General features: G+C 43.5%; 13 protein-coding genes. 8 read left to right on the top strand and 5 right to left on the bottom strand.

Annotated features, from left to right (window positions below; genetic code table 11):
- Window positions 1-37: 37 nt before the first annotated feature.
- Entirely contained in the window at window positions 38-931 is an 894-nt protein-coding gene (locus tag C9I89_RS08755) for a LysR family transcriptional regulator (RefSeq protein WP_107282981.1), read from the bottom strand.
- Window positions 932-1,561: 630 nt separating this feature from the next.
- On the opposite strand from C9I89_RS08755, the gene pigD reads away from it, so the two are divergent.
- Both pigD and pigE read left to right on the top strand, forming a co-directional pair.
- Window positions 1,562-4,036 carry a prodigiosin MAP biosynthesis protein PigD gene (pigD, locus tag C9I89_RS08750; RefSeq protein WP_146155059.1) on the top strand — a complete coding sequence of 825 codons (2,475 nt, stop codon included), beginning with the start codon at window positions 1,562-1,564 and terminating at the stop codon, window positions 4,034-4,036.
- Between the two features lie 3 nt (window positions 4,037-4,039).
- Window positions 4,040-6,583, top strand: coding sequence for a prodigiosin MAP biosynthesis aminotransferase PigE (gene pigE / locus C9I89_RS08745; RefSeq protein ID WP_107282979.1), 2,544 nt, complete (start codon window positions 4,040-4,042; stop codon window positions 6,581-6,583).
- Between the two features lie 314 nt (window positions 6,584-6,897).
- Here pigE and C9I89_RS08740 read toward each other — a convergent pair whose 3' ends face one another.
- The gene (locus C9I89_RS08740) at window positions 6,898-7,590 is read right to left on the bottom strand and encodes a hypothetical protein (RefSeq protein ID WP_107282978.1); all 693 of its coding nucleotides are present in this window, start codon (window positions 7,588-7,590) and stop codon (window positions 6,898-6,900) included.
- A gap of 347 nt (window positions 7,591-7,937) precedes the next feature.
- On the opposite strand from C9I89_RS08740, the gene C9I89_RS08735 reads away from it, so the two are divergent.
- The 5 genes from C9I89_RS08735 to C9I89_RS08715 all read left to right on the top strand — a co-directional run bounded on the left by C9I89_RS08735 (window position 7,938) and on the right by C9I89_RS08715 (window position 13,518).
- Window positions 7,938-8,201 carry a hypothetical protein gene (locus tag C9I89_RS08735; protein ID WP_107282977.1) on the top strand — a complete coding sequence of 88 codons (264 nt, stop codon included), beginning with the start codon at window positions 7,938-7,940 and terminating at the stop codon, window positions 8,199-8,201.
- Window positions 8,202-8,558: 357 nt separating this feature from the next.
- On the top strand, window positions 8,559-11,858 hold the full coding sequence (locus C9I89_RS08730; protein WP_107282976.1) for an intermembrane phospholipid transport protein YdbH family protein: 3,300 nt from the start codon (window positions 8,559-8,561) through the stop codon (window positions 11,856-11,858).
- Window positions 11,859-11,905: 47 nt separating this feature from the next.
- Entirely contained in the window at window positions 11,906-12,121 is a 216-nt protein-coding gene (locus C9I89_RS08725; protein WP_107282975.1) for a YnbE family lipoprotein, read from the top strand.
- An 18-nt stretch (window positions 12,122-12,139) separates the two neighbouring features.
- Window positions 12,140-12,463, top strand: a complete 324-nt coding sequence (locus C9I89_RS08720; protein ID WP_107282974.1) for a YdbL family probable chaperone protein — start codon at window positions 12,140-12,142, stop codon at window positions 12,461-12,463.
- Window positions 12,464-12,570: 107 nt separating this feature from the next.
- Window positions 12,571-13,518: a YeiH family protein gene (locus C9I89_RS08715; RefSeq protein ID WP_107282973.1), complete on the top strand. Its 948-nt coding sequence runs from the start codon at window positions 12,571-12,573 to the stop codon at window positions 13,516-13,518.
- 355 nt (window positions 13,519-13,873) lie between these two features.
- Here C9I89_RS08715 and C9I89_RS08710 read toward each other — a convergent pair whose 3' ends face one another.
- From C9I89_RS08710 to C9I89_RS08700, 3 genes are all read right to left on the bottom strand, one after another.
- Window positions 13,874-14,053 (bottom strand): hypothetical protein, encoded by a 180-nt coding sequence (locus C9I89_RS08710; protein WP_107282972.1) that lies wholly within the window; start codon window positions 14,051-14,053, stop codon window positions 13,874-13,876.
- Between the two features lie 168 nt (window positions 14,054-14,221).
- On the bottom strand, window positions 14,222-15,526 hold the full coding sequence (locus C9I89_RS08705) for a Y-family DNA polymerase (protein WP_107282971.1): 1,305 nt from the start codon (window positions 15,524-15,526) through the stop codon (window positions 14,222-14,224).
- Entirely contained in the window at window positions 15,526-15,912 is a 387-nt protein-coding gene (locus C9I89_RS08700; RefSeq protein WP_107282970.1) for a LexA family protein, read from the bottom strand. The genes C9I89_RS08705 and C9I89_RS08700 overlap by 1 nt, the downstream gene beginning before the upstream one ends.
- Window positions 15,913-16,222: 310 nt before the next feature.
- Here C9I89_RS08700 and C9I89_RS08695 point away from each other — a divergent pair, with 310 nt between their 5' ends.
- Window positions 16,223-16,627, top strand: a complete 405-nt coding sequence (locus C9I89_RS08695; protein WP_107282969.1) for an SPOR domain-containing protein — start codon at window positions 16,223-16,225, stop codon at window positions 16,625-16,627.
- Window positions 16,628-16,763: the final 136 nt, after the last annotated feature.

Below are 16,763 nucleotides of genomic sequence, written 5' to 3'. Positions count from 1 at the left end.
CCTTAGTTTTTTCCATTATTCCCAACTGCCACAGTTCTTACTGCAGCTGTTTTTTCCATAGATTCTCGATGTGTTTAATACACCAGATTTTTGCTTTGCCCATTCGGGTACGGTTCCAGGCCAGAACCATGTCTAGTTCATGAATAGGATCATCACCAATCACGACCAGCTCACCTTTTTCGAGTGCATCGGAAGCATAACAATGTGATAAGGTTCCAATGCCGACTCCTTCTTTCAAAGCTATCAATTTATCATTCATGGTGCTAACAGTAAGTAACGGTTGTTCATCTAAAATATTATGTGATAACGGTGGCATGTTTCGAGCTGTATCAGCAACGGCAATACCGCGATATTGCAGGCGAACAGCAGGGTCTAACGGGTTATCATGTTGATGAATGGGATGGTCAGGGTGCGCAACCCAAATAGTATCGAGCTTGCCCAGCGGTAGTATTTTCACTTCCGGAGGCGCAACACTTGGCGCAGGTGCAATTAAAATGTCAGCTCGATCCCGAGCTAACGCCTCCCAGCCCCCGGCCAGAATTTCTTCCGTAAATCGAATTCGTGTTTTACTTTCTTTAGCTAGTTCATCCACCAGCGGCAACATCCCTTTCAGGCTAATCAGACCATCAAAAGCGATGTTGATATCCAACTCCCAACCATGGGCAAGCGCACTGGCATCTGAAATCATGTCATCAGCCGCAGAAAGAAGCAGACGCCCGCGTTCCAATAACAGTTGACCAGCTTTGGTAAATACCGCGCGATGCCCTGAACGGTCAAAGATCACCAGATCTAAATCTTGTTCGAGTTTTTGAACCTGGTAACTCAATGAGGATGGAGCTCTGCCTAGCTCCTCAGAAGCAGCAGCGAAACTACCACGACGGTCAATCGCATCCAGCACGAGTAATGCTTCAAAAGATAACAACTTATTCATAACTTCTCCTACCCTGAAGCCTTCTGCTGGTAAATAACTCGGTTTTGTATACCAATACACCCATCGGTGACAGCCGTGTATGTACCAGAGGTATTTCAATGCCAGCTTAAACATTCCTGACACGGTATACCCCGTATACTACCGAGTCAATGAGAAGCTATTCCCATTACAAATATAATGAGTGCCATTTTAATATTTAGCTTCAGTCAAATATGTCGCATTCAATCTATATTAGCGAACCTAAAGCGGTCAACAGCCTACTTTTATATATTGATAAATAAAACAACATCTTGCGCTTTAATTAGGAACATATCAATACCCCCGCTTATATATAATTAATGTCGTTATTGCTCATCCATTTAGTTTGATAGATATTAGTTTCAGATCGACTTTGCGACAGAATCGACGCTATCGCAAACTGTTACGATTTATTTGTGAAGTTTTACCTTTCAATTTGTTAGCCTCTTCGTGTTTAAAACCATTCTTAGGATATTATTCTTAAAAACATCAACAAGTGAATCCGCTGTGAGTTTCCGCCCGCCGAACCTCGCAGGATAAACTGTACAAACTATATATTTACTTATCGAACAATACTTTTTAAATCAAAAATTCAATACGGAGAGATATCACGTGAATATAACTATGGGCATAGTTGTCATCACTCAAAGCCAGTTATTTTTTGATACAACTTTAGGTGTACTTAATGACATAAAAGAGCATGTATTCGACCTCGTTGAACTAGATGCTGAGTTTTCTTTTCGACGGCAAGAGCAAGTTCCGGCTGAACTTTATCAAGAAACAAAGTTTAAGGCTATTGAGTATTTTCGCAGTAAAAAAAGGACAATGAATATTCAGCTTATCCAAGCTAACAGTGTAGCCCAGGCAACTGAAAAAGTTATTAATAACCACGCTTTATATGAAGGTGAAACTTTTCAAGTCGGTATGCTTTATTATGATCATGCCTCTGTAGGCAGGGAAGAGGATTCAATTGAAATTATTGATGAGCAGTTGCTCGGCTTTTATCAAGCCTTGAGTAAAGCTTACATCCCATTTTTTCACTCATTTTTTTCAACTGTCACCTTTATTAAAAATACTCGACGCAAAGTCCGTCATTTACCACAACAGTATCGTGAAGTTGTCCGCTCTGAAACAACTTCAGCGTTACAAACTGAGTTGCTTTATTTCTGGATGGATTTTTACGAAATGAATTATCTCAATCGACGAGTTAAACCACGAGATGACATGAAACATCATAATACCCTCGGCGAACAACTTTTAGAATTTCTTTCCAAACACGCAAACCAGAATTGGCTGGGGTTATACTATACCGGTTCAATTGTTTCGAATCTGATTGGTTATGTTGACCGGGAGGCCCCAAGCTACGGCGGCACTGTACTTCGAGGGGCCAATGAGCATTCATTAGCCTGCGGTGCGCTGGCTAATTGGCAATTATATCAAAAACCATTCTTAATCATTGTCACCAGTGCGATGGTCGACGAATTCAAAGGCACATTGACTAATCTTAAAGAAGCGTCGGCACAAGGGTTTATAATCGTTGCTGAGAGTTGTGTTAATCAATGGTATTCCTTTCAGAGTACGATTACTTCGACTGAAGATACCCGGGAAGTACTAACCGCCCGCGGTATACCTTTTGTCTATATGAGCGAAGTCGAAGAGATTGAACAAGATCTTGAACAAGCCTTTGAATATTACCACCAGGCGAATGGTCCTGTTATTTTACTGGTCACTCAGAAAGTATTGAACGCGGTAAGCCCCCTCAACCACATGGTGTGTGATAGACGAGAATTTGGTCCCGCAGAAAAAACATCAGCTGTCACTGAATCAACTCAAGTTGCACTTGATAAGGCCTTGGCATTACTAAATGAGGGGCCTGATAAAGTGGTGTGGCAGCTAGGGGCATTAGATCAGGAAGAAGTAGATTTAGTTCAAAGCGTCGCTGAACGTGCAGGCATTGCACTGGTAGACTCTCTCGCTTACCCCGGCTCAGCGCAGAAATATATTAACGGTAAACTAAATGCTAACTATCTGGGAACATTATCTATCTATGGTCTCAGCCCTCGAGTCTACAGTTATCTCTATACCAATAACCAACTTAACCCTAAAGCAAGCCAGTGTCTGTTTTTTATAAAGAGTCGTGTTGCACAAATTTGTACGCCGTTTACTGAAAGCCGGCTGAAGCGAAAGCTCAACGTTGTACAACTGACGCATAACCCAGCCCATATGGCACCTTTTACCGACCTGCCGTTAATGATGGATTGCAAAACCTTTCTTCACTACATCAGCGATAACCTTCGAGTCGATGATGAACTCAGGAAAAAACGGCTGTCCCTGATGATGGCGTACTACGACAGCCAGTCAGATATTGTCAGTAAACTTCCTATGAACCCCATGTCACCGAATTATTTTTTCTCAGAGCTAAATAACGTTCTCGAAGATCTTATTGTGACTGCGGGATATGACTATACAGGAATATACGATGTGGGCCGTTGTGGCATTTCTGCGATCATAAACCTAAGTCGTACCCGCCGCGGATTCTCCGGCTGGTATGGCAGAGCGTTGATGGGTGACGCTTTACTATCCAGCATCTTCCTGGCACACACCAGCCCGAGTAATGTGATCGCTTTTATTGGCGATGGAGCCAAAGACATTGTGCCCGACATATTACCTTCCTTTATTGATAATTTGCTCACACATCCCGAGACGTTGAATAAAAACATTACCGTGATGTATTTCTGTAACGGAGGGTTATCTTTGATAAACACATATCAAGAAAGACTTTTATTTAACCGCACTTCAAAGCAGATGCGCCTGATGAACCTGCATCAGGAAGAGTGGGAAGAGACTATTAACCAATTCAAGGTTGTAGCGAAGACGATCACGAACTTCAATGCCGAGGAGATAGCGCAATCTCTTACTGAACCTCGCCGGCTTAATCTTTTCTCTGTGGTAGTCAACCACAACAACGAAGGGGATGGCATTACTTTAGCAACTACAAAAGGCTGGCAGCGTAGTCCCGAATTACCTCTGGACGTCAGACAGTACATCACTGCTGATGAACCCAATCAAACAATGACGGAAAACTAAATAATGAAATTTGGATTTATTGCTCACCCTACATCTCCTGACCTTAAGCGATACGTGAAAATGCTTGATCTGTTCGAACGAACCTCAACGGATCAAAATGATGGATATGATCGCAAGATCTGGGACAAAAAGAACCTTATATCATTTATGGATTTTGCACGAATTCGTTCAGCTACCGGGGCTGAATGCGAAGGTGTAGTCCGCTATATGCCGCTGACAGCAAAAGAAATGCTGGGTTCGGCGCGCGAAGTACAGCAGAGAATCAACCGAGGTATCATCGAGTTAACAGCAGAAGGCGCACAATTAGTAGGCCTGGGGGGATTTACCTCCATCATTGGCAAGCGAGGACTGCAAACAGCTGAAAGTTCACCTGTTCCCGTAACCAGCGGTAATTCATTGACCACTTATGCCGGCTATAAAGCGCTTGACCAAATTTTTCAGTGGCTCAATATTACTCCCAACAAAGAACCTGTGTGTATTGTTGGCTATCCAGGTTCGATTTGTTTGTCGCTAAGCAAGCTTCTGTTGAGTCGAGGCTTTAGATTGGACTTACTCCATAGAAACACCAGCACGCCAAAACAGCAACTGCTTGAACTTCTACCAAGAAAGTATCACGGACAAGTGCGATTAACGGCTGATATTGAAACTTGCTATTCACGCAATCGTATTTATGCCGGCGCAACCTCGTCAGGAGGAATTGTAGACCCAGATAAATTGCTGCCCGGATCTATTTTTATTGATATTGCCCTGCCAAGAGATGTCGCCGCTGACAAACGCCCGACACGAAAAGACATAATAATTATTGATGGTGGGTGCTTGTCAGCATCTAGCGCTGTCACGTTTGGAGGGGAATCGCTCAATATTGCCATCAAACAGCAGCTTAACGGTTGTCTTGCTGAGACTATGATACTGGCGCTGGAAAACCGAGCAGAAACATTTTCCATAGGCCGTAATCTTGATCCAGATAAAGTTCTGGAAATTGGAGAGATTGCTGAAAAACATGGTTTTTATGCGTACCCCTTTTCCTCTTATGGCGAACGTATAGAAAAGCAGCATGTTCTTAACCTCAGTCGCTACTATCAAGACATTCCTGCCGAAACCAGTAATCAATCTGATCTTGCTTATATTAACGGCGTCATAAACAGCAAGGCCTCTCACGCAGATACTCTAGGTCGTCACAGCAATTACATTAACCCTATGATGGTGGATTTTCTCAAGTTGCAACATTGCGATCACGTGTTTATCAAAGGCCAAGGTACTCAGCTGATTAATGAGCAAGGTGATCACTACCTCGATATGGTCGCTGGTTATGGTTGTCTGAATTTGGGACACAACCCGTTGGCCGTTAGAAAAGCCTTAACTCAATACTTAGAAAATCACGGCTCTAATTTTATTCAATATGTTTCCATCCCAGAGCAAACAGCCAAGCTAGCTGATGCATTAATTCATCTTGCGCCGGGGAAATTACAGAGGGTCTTCTTCAGCAACTCAGGTACTGAAGCGGTGGAAGCGGCAATTAAAATAGCCAATGCGGCCACCGGTAATCCCACGATTGCCTACCTGGAAAATAGTTATCACGGTAAAACGTTGGGAGCTTTATCCATTACCGGCAGGGAAAAACACCGAAAACATTTCCAACCATTGCTCCCCCACTGCATTCAGGTGCCATTTGCAGATATTGATGCCCTCAGAACCGTATTAACACAGCAAGATATCGGTGCCCTTATTGTTGAGATTATTCAAGGAGAAGGTGGTGTACATGTTCCTCCTGAAGGATATTTGCAGCAAGTACAAGCCGTGTGCAAAGAAACAAATACCTTGCTGATGGTCGATGAAATACAAACTGGTTTAGGCCGTACAGGCCGAATGTTTGCCTGTGAATGGGAAGGTATCGAGCCTGATGTAATGATGCTATCTAAGTCTCTTTCTGGTGGACTCATTCCTATTGGCGCAACATTGTGTACGGCCCAAGTTTGGGATCGCGCCTATGGAACATCTGATCGTTTTTTGCTGCATACCTCGACATTTGGCGGCGGAAACCTAGCGGCAGTTGCCGCCTTATCCGCTTTACAAGCCATCCTGGAGCAGGATTTACCCAAACATGCATTAGAGATGGGAGCATATTTCAAAGCAGAATTAACTCAAGTTACAAAAAACTATCCATTTATCATAGATATTCGAGGTAAAGGCTTAATGCTAGGTATTGAGATTAGTCATGATTTTGAAAATGGCGTCGAAGCCTGTGCTCGAGAATTTGCCACAAGATTACCGGGTGACTGGCATACCACTTACAAATTTTTACCCGATGATGTCCGATCACACCTGCAACTTGCAATGGCTCGAATAGAGCAAACATTGTCTGAAATGTTCTGCATGAAATTTGTGACCAAACTGGGCATGGATCACAAAATATTAACTTTTGTCACCGCTAACAGTTCAACCGTGATCCGAATTCAACCGCCGCTGATCATTAGCAAGGATGAAGTTGATCATTTTGTATCAGCATTTGCCACAGTGTGTGAAGAAATGGGGACCTTTCTAAATTAAAGGAAAAAGTTAAATGACCTCCGGCAAAGCCGGAGGCTCATTCATCCATATTAATGGCGTTATACCATTACATGCGAAGACAAATGAAACTGACGGAAAAAGCGTAGTGGCCAAATAAGCTCTACGGTACATTGCATCTTGATTTGTACTCGGTGTGTAACTGAATGAATTTTGTTTTCCTTACATACTTCCTTAGCTCTATTATCTCGGATAAACTGAGATATCTGAGACAACGAAATAGTCAAATTAATGAATAGACTTGCATTAATTGAAGTGTTTTCCCCGATAATTTTCTTACCGGACTGATAATTTACTCACAAGGTTGAATAGCCCGGTATTACCTGGCTAATATTCACATCACCGACGCCTATCTCAACCATTACGTTATGGGTTCCCTTCCCTTGATACGATACGTGATCTGATACCACGACCCGTTCTTTCAATATTTGCCCATGATTAAAGCCTTGCAACTGGATCTCACCCACACCAACAGAGATCTCCATTTGGTTATAATCAATATTATCGACACTTAGCCAAACAGAACCCACACCAACATTTGCATCGAGAGACTGGCTGAGTGATTGGATATCAGCATTACCGACACCGATATTAAGTGCGACAGCGAGCTGACGTGGCAGAATCAGTTGCCATTCTTGCTTAATATCATCTTCCGTCAACTCCAGGGTTATCTGGTTTTCCTCAATATATTTACTTAGCCCAACACTAGCTAAATCGACCTTAGAAAATGGCCAGCTCACATCTTTATTTTCTATTTTAACAAGTATTGTGACAACGTCACTGTCAGTTACCTTAATCTCAACCTGGCCAACCGGCACATTCAACGTAAAGTTACTGTTATCAGCAGCTAACATCCTTGCTGATAGTTTAATTTCATCCGTAATAATACGTTCTTCATTAGTAGCCGAGATGGCATACGTAGCAACTGTTGTTAACAAAGCTGCTACGGCCAGAAGAATGGCGGTCAGTGTGTAATTTGCCCTTGTCATTGTCACTCCTTTTATCGACAACTCATGCTTTTTTTTGCATAACAGATGAGCAAAACACAGACCAACTTTTAATTTCTTTAATTTCAATCAATTAGCCTTAACCGCAATGAACAATCAACTTATCGATTGGTATTTTTCGCCATACTTTAGCTATATAAACCATATAGCCATCATCTAGCTGAATACGACTCAAGCAAGTGTCTGCTGTACATTTTAATGTTCAAGAGTAAATATGCCGTTAGTTGATCCAAGTTAATATTTGTCTGACAAAATTCATATACAGTGGCTTCACCCACTGCAGGAAAAGTGGAATTAGTTGTAAAATCAAGCATTAAGGACAAATCAAAATGAAACAAACATCTCAATCACTGTCGCAGACTATTTCATCCCTCAAGCATCACACCTCTCAAATGCCGTCTGAACTCGAACGAGCATCGCAACAAATAGGCCTTATTCAAGAAGAGCTTAACTGCGCCCTTGTTGCACTTGAAAATAACGATAATGTGTTAGTAAAAAAAGCGCTGCTCTCTGCCATATACGAAATAGACAGTAACATACAACGCCCTTCCCAACTGAAGTTCGAGCCGTGTGAACCTGCACTTGCAGGCTAATCTTGACGTAAATATTCCCCCCACCTCAAAGCCAATGAAATCGCTCACCGCAAACATTTGATCTGTCTCTCCATGTTTGTCGTGAGTCTTTTCCATTAGCCATATTAAATCGGCTGTAATGAATCCGGCTTCGCTCAGCACGCTTATCTTGGTATCAAAGGCTTACTGATTGATAGAAGCCACAAATATTCCCACTTTGTTGGTTATCACGATTTAGGTATATGCTTTAAAAGAGCCTTTCAGGCTGTTCACCTTATAACGGTATGTCCTTGATTACGTAATGCCCTTATCACCAGATGAAGTTGATGAGTTGACGTTTTATCGCTTCGCTGCCTTACGAGGTTATATGAACGATTGATGAACGAGCCAAAACCGATACAACCACCAGCAACACCGCCTTCTTTGCGGGATCAAAACGTAAAGCCGAGAAAAAAACGGTATATACGCTATGCTATGCTGCTCTTTTTCTGTGTCTTACTCATTCCTGCTATTTTTATTCCGCCCTGGCTGGCAACAAAGGGTATCGAGATAAAGGCAATCTCAGGAATAAGTTTTCATCAGGGGCTGGTCATTAAAGAAGTTTCGGTATCCATCAGCCAAACGGCGTTAACTTTCCACAATATTACATTGGGTCATTATGTCGATGCTGAAAGTGCCATCTCGCCGTCATCCTGGCGACTGTTTGCAGAGAACACAGAGATAAAACTGACGCCGCTGGTGGAGTCCTTTCTCAACAAGCAAGGGATCCGATTACAGCATATCCATTTAACCAATACCGCCCTGAATTTTACTGACTGGTCTGCTCCATACATCTTCAGCGCCCATGCCAAGAAAATTGCAGTTTCTGCTTTTCACAGTGACGACAAGCAAGTGCAAGTTAAGCAGGTGATCAATAATGTTGATCTGGTACTGGCTACCAAACCGGTATTTACGATAACGGGTTTCATCAAACAAGGTGACTTAACCTTATTTTTACCGAACCTATTATCATCCCATTATCCGCTCAACTTTAGTAAAGCAAACTTTTCAATTGCCTGGCAGCCTGACGCCACCCCCTTGTCGGTATACATAGAGCAGCTTAATCCGCAATGGAAAACGGTCAATAACGGCTTCAAACAACAACTCACCAATATCTCTTTGCAAATGGATATCGAGCAGCCAACTAAGAGCATCGAGTTACTGGCAGACAAAGCCGTATTGGATCAACCTGTATCGTTGCCCGCTTTTATTGAAAAACCTGACACAGAGCATCAAGGGCTTCATCTCGGCCAGATTATTGCTAACCTGGCACAATTGCCTTTTCAAAAACTCAAGCTGAAAGAATTCAGCTATGGAGAATTAATCATTGATTCAACGTTAGTGTTAGAAACACCGAGCCAACAACAGGGAAAGTCAACGAAGCTGGCAAAACTGACATTAGAAGGAAAAGCATTAGGCCCGAATCCCTACGATATAAATTTTCATATCAAACATTTAAATGCACAAGAAGCTCGTTTTACCGTGGTAATGTCAGGCCCGAAAGGCAATGCGCTGGACTGTCAGGCATTGGTACGTTTTCACCAACCGCTGCCAAAAACACTGACGTGTAAAGCCAACTTCCGCAACACCAGAGAGCTGACTGATCGCCTCAAGCTCTATGGTCTTCCCAGTGCCTTATTAACTGAACCTATCATTATTACGGCTCATCAAATTGAAGGCCCTGAAAAAAACCAGTTGGTGGATAACAAGCTCATTAGCGCCAGCTATCAACTGGCCATTCAGCTTCCTTCCACTATTTCGATTGATTTAAACCAGTATGCCCCCCCAGCTCAGCCGCAAACCAAACCGTTGCGAAAGAGCAAACAACAAAAACAGAACGCTATCTCTGATCTTGAGATCGAAACGGATGGGCAACTTAACTTAACGGCCCGCTATCAAAATAAGCAGCTACAGCTGACTCTGACAGATACAAATGAGAAATTATCACTTAAAAACAAAGAGACTAACACTCAACTGTCTTTTTTAATCAACCAGTTAATGTGCACAGAACAATCATTACGCTGTCACATAACAGCAGATATTAATGGCTCGACAGAGCAACTGTATCCTTCTACGACGATTCAAATCGATCAAGTATCCTTTTCTTCTACTATCGCATTGCAGTGGTCAGCTAAAACATCGACAAATACGGCCTTAGCCGAAAACACGCTATTGCTTGAAAACATAAAGATAAATGCAGCCAATTTACTGTTTTCAGGACATCCCGCTCTCCATACCGGTCAGGCAACCGACCTTAATCTGGCTATTGATGCGTTGAAGCTGCAACAACATTCATCACAGCCCTCTGGCCAATACATTCTCAACCAGCCACAAGATAGCCTGGCGCATTTTTCTGCTGACTTCTATGCTGAAAAGATCATTTCCGATAACCCGCAGACTTCGCTTTCCGGTAAAAAATCATTGAAGAGTAAAAGCCAGCTACCTGTACAAAAATACAATGGAAAGCTAGAGCTGGATCTTAATAAGTTTACCCTGGTAAAACCACTCGGTACCAACCTGAGGATAAAATCAGACTACCTGACCACCCTGCGTATCAAGCAAAATAACCAACACCTTCCGTCATTTTCCAGCCAGGGAAATATCGACCTCACCCCTGTTAACGCCATTCTCACTGGGCAGTTAACGAACAGTAATATTGCTCGACTGCTCCAATTTACTATTGAATCAGATTTAAAACAGCAAAAAACTCAAATTAAGTTACACCGTAATGCCATTCATTTTTCAAGTAAACAATCTTTGAAAAAGTACTATCTTCCACACTTACCAATAAACTATGACGTATATAAAGGCTCGATTAGCCTGAAAGCTAATATAATGCTTGATAACGGCAATCTTTCCGGGGATTTCGCATTATTTACGGAACGACTATCTGGGTATTTTGAAGGTTTTCAATTTGCCGACGTGAACCTTTCTGTCACATCTTTATTTACTCCACAGGGTATTAAATCAAGGTATCCGATCAGTATTCATGTCGGATTACTCCATCTTGGTACCCTCTTCGAAAATATCACGGCAGCTTTTGAGTTTGATACCCAGCACAATCGTTATCAGTTGAATCGAGCTTTTGCCCAGGTGTTTGGTGGCAATATAAGCGCCCAGCATGTTTCTAGCCGCAGCCTGACGGACATCGAAAATATTCCCGTTGTTGTACATGGTATCGTTCTGAAGCAGATCATGGAAAATATTGGTCACGAAGGGGTTGAATTAACAGGTATTTTAGATGGGTCACTTCCTTTGGCAATTCAAGGCGGGTTACCTGTTATCCATAATGGTCAGTTACGGTCACGCTACCCTGGCGGGGTGTTACGCTACTTAGAAGGTTCAGCCATCGATCAAAATGTTGAAGCCGCCGGAGAAAACAGCATCCTGGTTGTTAGTAAGATTCTCAAAAATTATAACTACGACTCACTTGCTGTTGATATAGACTATTCTAAAGAAGGCAAGTTAAAAGCGAGTTCACGTTTTAAGGGCCATAACCCTGAATTTCAAAAAGGTCGGCCTGTATATTTAAACCTGAGCATCGAAGATGACATACCAGCACTAATAAAAACAATGAATGCGATCAATTCACCCAAATTGGAAGGTTTATTTTTAAAGCAGCTTGGTTTAGATGAGTAGCAATTTATGCGCTTAATTGATATAAATGGCTAAGAAGGTCATAGTACATGGACATACAGCTAAAATTTTCATGCATACTCACACTCCTTGCATTAACGTTAATGCTATCGACTATTGGATTAGCCGGATGCACGCCTACCGTTCAAGTCACGGCCTCTGATAAGCCGATTGAAGTCAATTTGAATGTCAAAATTGAACATGAAATCAGAATAAAAGTCGATAAGGAAATTGATGAGTTGTTCAGTGACGATGATGTATTCTGAGTCGGCAGGGAGAATGCCATGAAGCATTTTTTAATCCTATTTTGTGCCTTTTTTATATGTGCCCAGGCATTTGCACTCGATCTGCAACAAGCAAAAGCACAAGGTTTAGTCGGTGAAACAAACAACGGATACGTTGCTGTGGTTACGTCTAATGCCCCTGACGAAGTCAACAAGCTGGTTGCTGAGGTTAACGCGCAACGACAAGAACGCTATAAGGAAATTGCTATGTCGCACGACTTAAGCATAACGGAAGTCGGTCAATTGGCGTATAAGAAAGCGGTAGAAAAAACCCTACCGGGCCACTATTACCAAAACACAGCAGGCAAGTGGGTAAAGAAATAGTCTTTCGTTCAATTTTACTTAACCCTCCTATCAATATATTTAAATCAACGAAATAGCCGCATCAGAGTATACTCACCGCACTTTTAGACTCATTTTTGCTGAACCTAATGCCTCTGAACAACGCTGTTAAACGATTTCAGACTTCTGACATGCCTTTCTTCTTTGTGGCCCTCATTTGTTTACTGCCCATTATCAGTTCTCCTGTTGCACTTATTCTCGGGTTTTCTCTCGCCAGCTTAGGGCTGGTGCCTGCGCGGTTTAATATCGCAGCGGCCACCAAAAAGCTCCTCTCTTATTCAATCATTGGCTTGGGATTTGGTATCCACCTTGAACAGGCCATTGAAGCCAGTAAACAAGGTTTGGGCCTGATTGTTTGCTCTATTTTTTTCACTCTGATCATTGGCTGGCTATTAACCAAAATATTACGCATTGAACAAAAAACAGGACACCTCATTGCATCCGGCACGGCCATCTGTGGTGGTAGTGCGATTGCAGCCGTTGCACCTGCAATCAATGCCCGCGATGATCAAACCTCGTTAGCATTAGCCACGGTCTTTGTGCTGAACTCCGTCGCGTTATTTGTTTTCCCTGCCATTGGGCACCTGCTGGATATGAGCCAGCACGCTTTTGGTACCTGGGCAGCCATTGCGATCCATGATACCTCTTCGGTTGTCGGTGCCGCGGGGGCTTACGGTGATGAGGCGCTCAGAACGGCGACGACATTAAAACTGGCTCGCGCACTGTGGATCATCCCAATCGCTTTTATCAGTGCACTCTTGTTCAAGGGCGATAGCAAGAAGATTGGGATCCCTTATTTCATTCTGTTTTACTGCCTCGCGATTTTCTTTGCTCACTATGTTCCTTCTTTACAGAGTGTTTACGACCAAATCTTTGTGGCAGCCAAGCGGATCCTGGTCTTGTGCCTGTTCCTGATTGGTTCTGGCATCACAGTGCAAAAGCTTCGGACGTCCGGTTTTAAGCCTCTGCTGCTTGGCATTTTGCTTTGGCTGGCAATTGGCATCGGCTCTCTGACCTATATCCAGACAGGTTTATGAGATCCAGCTGAGCGGGTTATTCAGATAAGCGAATACGGAACAATTCAAAACTGGTTAACGCTGCATTTTGATGTGATTTCGGTATATACCAATCGGGGCTATGCGTCCGATTGGTATTATTGACTTGCAGGAAATTTAAAACGAGTGTGGCTACTAGTACTTAATCACAGAAATTTTGACCAGTTCAGTCACAAAACTTCGTCATTCCGTAAAGTGAAGAACGAGCTTATACGGAATCTAAGGCGCACACGGCGAGAGCTGGATCCCGGATATCTCGTTCCTCAATTCCGGGATGACGTGTTTAGGAACTTCAACTAATCATACATAACCATGTGAAAGAGTACCGCTTATTTTGTTACAGTGTAGCGTCGGGCTTGTTAATCACTTTTTCCCTATCGTGCTGGCTGATCGCTCTCTTTCCGACAACCACTAATAGCACCATAAAAGCACAGAGATCGAGTAACGCACTGACCACCCCTGACGTCGTCAATGACAACACCACTAAAACCAGCACTAAGCCTATCCATTTAACCATCAAATCATACCCTTTCAATTCTCTTTATACCCAAGCCACCGCAAGATGCAGCGTTTAGCGAGAATTCATTGGCTTTTATTCTCTGTCTTTATTATTGAAAAGGTTTGGCCATAATGAAAAATACTATTTGCCACTATGTCATAAACAAATGCTATAAGATAAGCGGGCCTAACACTTCGCGGTTTGTAATTCATCCAGCCGGGTTGTCCAGCGGTTAGAGCGAAAGGCCTGGCGCATATGCCAGTTGGTGGAACCAATCACCGAGGCCGGTTTAATGCCGTTTTTATATTTTGCGTTCATTTGATCGGTAATTGCCATCAAATCGCGGCGCTTAGATTCCTCCAGCGCGCTGTTATCAAACATATCGAGCTGGAAGCTGTTGTTCTCCGCTGCTGTCAGATCATCTAGCATCACCCCTATTTTCTGGTATTCATAACCGTGACGATACAACTGAGCCAGTTGAGCCAGTGCCAGATCGAGAAACTTATAGGTATCCTGACTCGGACAGCCCAACGGCAGCACACTGCTTCTGTTATGCTGTGGCAAATCTTTGTAACGATTGGTACGTAAAAAGATCCCCACCAGATTTGCCTGGCTTCCCTGCTTACGCAGCTTTTCTCCGGCTCGCTGACAATGAAAGGCGAGTGCTGCCTTTAGTTCATCAAAATTTGAAATACCCGCGCCAAAACTGCGACTTGACAGGATCTGCTTGCGGGCCTCGTCGATATCCCCCGGCTCAATACAGGCTATTCCCTGCAATTCCAGTACTGTTCGTGCTAGCCCGACATTCCATAAACGCCGCATGTCTGCCGGATCCTTGTCTGCCAGTTGCAGGGCATTTCCGATCCCGGAGGTACGTAATCGCGTTGCGGTACGGGGCCCTACTCCCCAGATCTCCTGAATATCCGTACGCTCCAGCAACCAGCGCCGTTTATAGTCTGAATCAATCTGAATTACCCCTTTAACCCGCATTTCATAATGCTTCGCTGCCTGGTTGCCCAGTTTCGCCAGCGTTGGCGTTGATCCGATGCCAACCCGTACAGGTAACCCAATATTACGCATAATGGTTTCTCGGATCTTGTCACCGTAATCTTCAAGGGTATCTAATTGAAATCCGTCTAAACGAACAAAGGCTTCGTCAATCGAATATTGCTCTACATGGGGAGAGAAACAGTTCAGCTCTTCAATAAAGCGCCGGCTCATATCTGCGTATAAGGTGTAATTGGAGCTTCTGACCTGAACGCCTAGTCGCCGTGCCTCCCGCTCAATTTTAAACCATGGCGCGCCGCGTTTAATGCCTAAGGCTTTCGCCTGCTCTGATAGAGCAACACAGCAACCATCATTATTTGACAACACGACGATGGGTTTATTGGCCAGTTTCGGATCAAAAAGTTGTTCACAGCTGCAATAAAAGCTCTTGGCATCCACCAGCGCCCATACCTGATTTTGATAGCCTTCAAGATGTAACGCCATTACACTTTTAACAAATCATGGATGTTACGCGTGACAACACCGAAGATTTCAGAATCTTCAGGCATAGGATACGGTTTGAAAGCCGGATTTGCCGCTTTCAACCACCAGACGCCATTATGCCGAATTAAGCGCTTGCAGGTAAATTCATCATAGATCCGGACAACGACAATTCGCCCGGGGACAATAGATTCAGCTCTGTCTACCACCAGCAAATCCCCGTCATAAATGCCGATACCAACCATCGACTCGCCGGAAGCTCGCAGTAAAAAGGTCGCATTCGGATTGCGGATCAAATATTCCTCCAGCTCTAATTGCTCCTGATGGCCATCAGCCGGTGACGGGAATCCGCATTTCACCGATTCAATAAATAAAGGCAGTACAGCCATAGCTTCTCTCACGCATAAATACTGTATATACATACAGCTTAACGGCAAACCGATACAATAGTCACCTCTTGTGTGTGTTTTTTCTGTATGAATGCACAGTCTTTAAGCAAATTGAAAACAACGGTGATTTTCCAACCCAAAGGTGATGTAAAAAGAATCAAACAAAAACGGCTTGTTCAGTTTTATGCATCAATAATTTATCTTCTTGTTAAACTTGCCGCTTAATCACTTATATGTCCGCCTGCAGAATGCCATGATCATTCAGCACCCCTTTATCAGGTGGGTAGAAAACCTTCTATGGAGTCTCTTTATGCGTAAGATGATCGCCGCTTTGGCACTGCTTGTTCTTTCCGGTTGTTCAACGACTGAAACAACACATACTGAAAGCCAGTGCGTCGGCGCAATGACAACGCAGGAAGCGTACGGGCATTTAGATCCTGGTCGTTTCACCATTCAGGTGCTTGCATTAAGTGAGGAGCGAGATGTTCGCGGTTATATCCGTGATATTCAGGGGCAGGATCCGATTTGGGTCAACTGGAAACACAGCCGCGGACAAAACTGGTACGCGGTTATTTATGGTGACTTTGCATCGAAGGAAGAAGCCAAGCGAGTGATTGAGGGGCTATCACCTCGCATTCGCCAGCAGGGCCCATTTGTTCGCAGCTTTGCGGAAGTACAAAATGATAAAAAGACGGATGTCTTCCGCATGCGTTAAACCGTACCGACATCGAGTAGGGTGAGGCGTTACCGCCTCAGCCCTCTCACAGAACCGTACGTACGGACCTCGTATACGGCTCCTGCATACCCATGTTCAGCTCTGCGCTGAACACATACCCTGTCCTTACATGCTC

It is taken from the genome of Photobacterium lipolyticum, assembly GCF_003026475.1.
GTDB lineage: Bacteria > Pseudomonadota > Gammaproteobacteria > Enterobacterales > Vibrionaceae > Photobacterium > Photobacterium lipolyticum.
The sequence above is the reverse complement of the archived record's forward strand: the minus strand, read 5'-3'. Positions and strand labels throughout refer to the sequence as shown.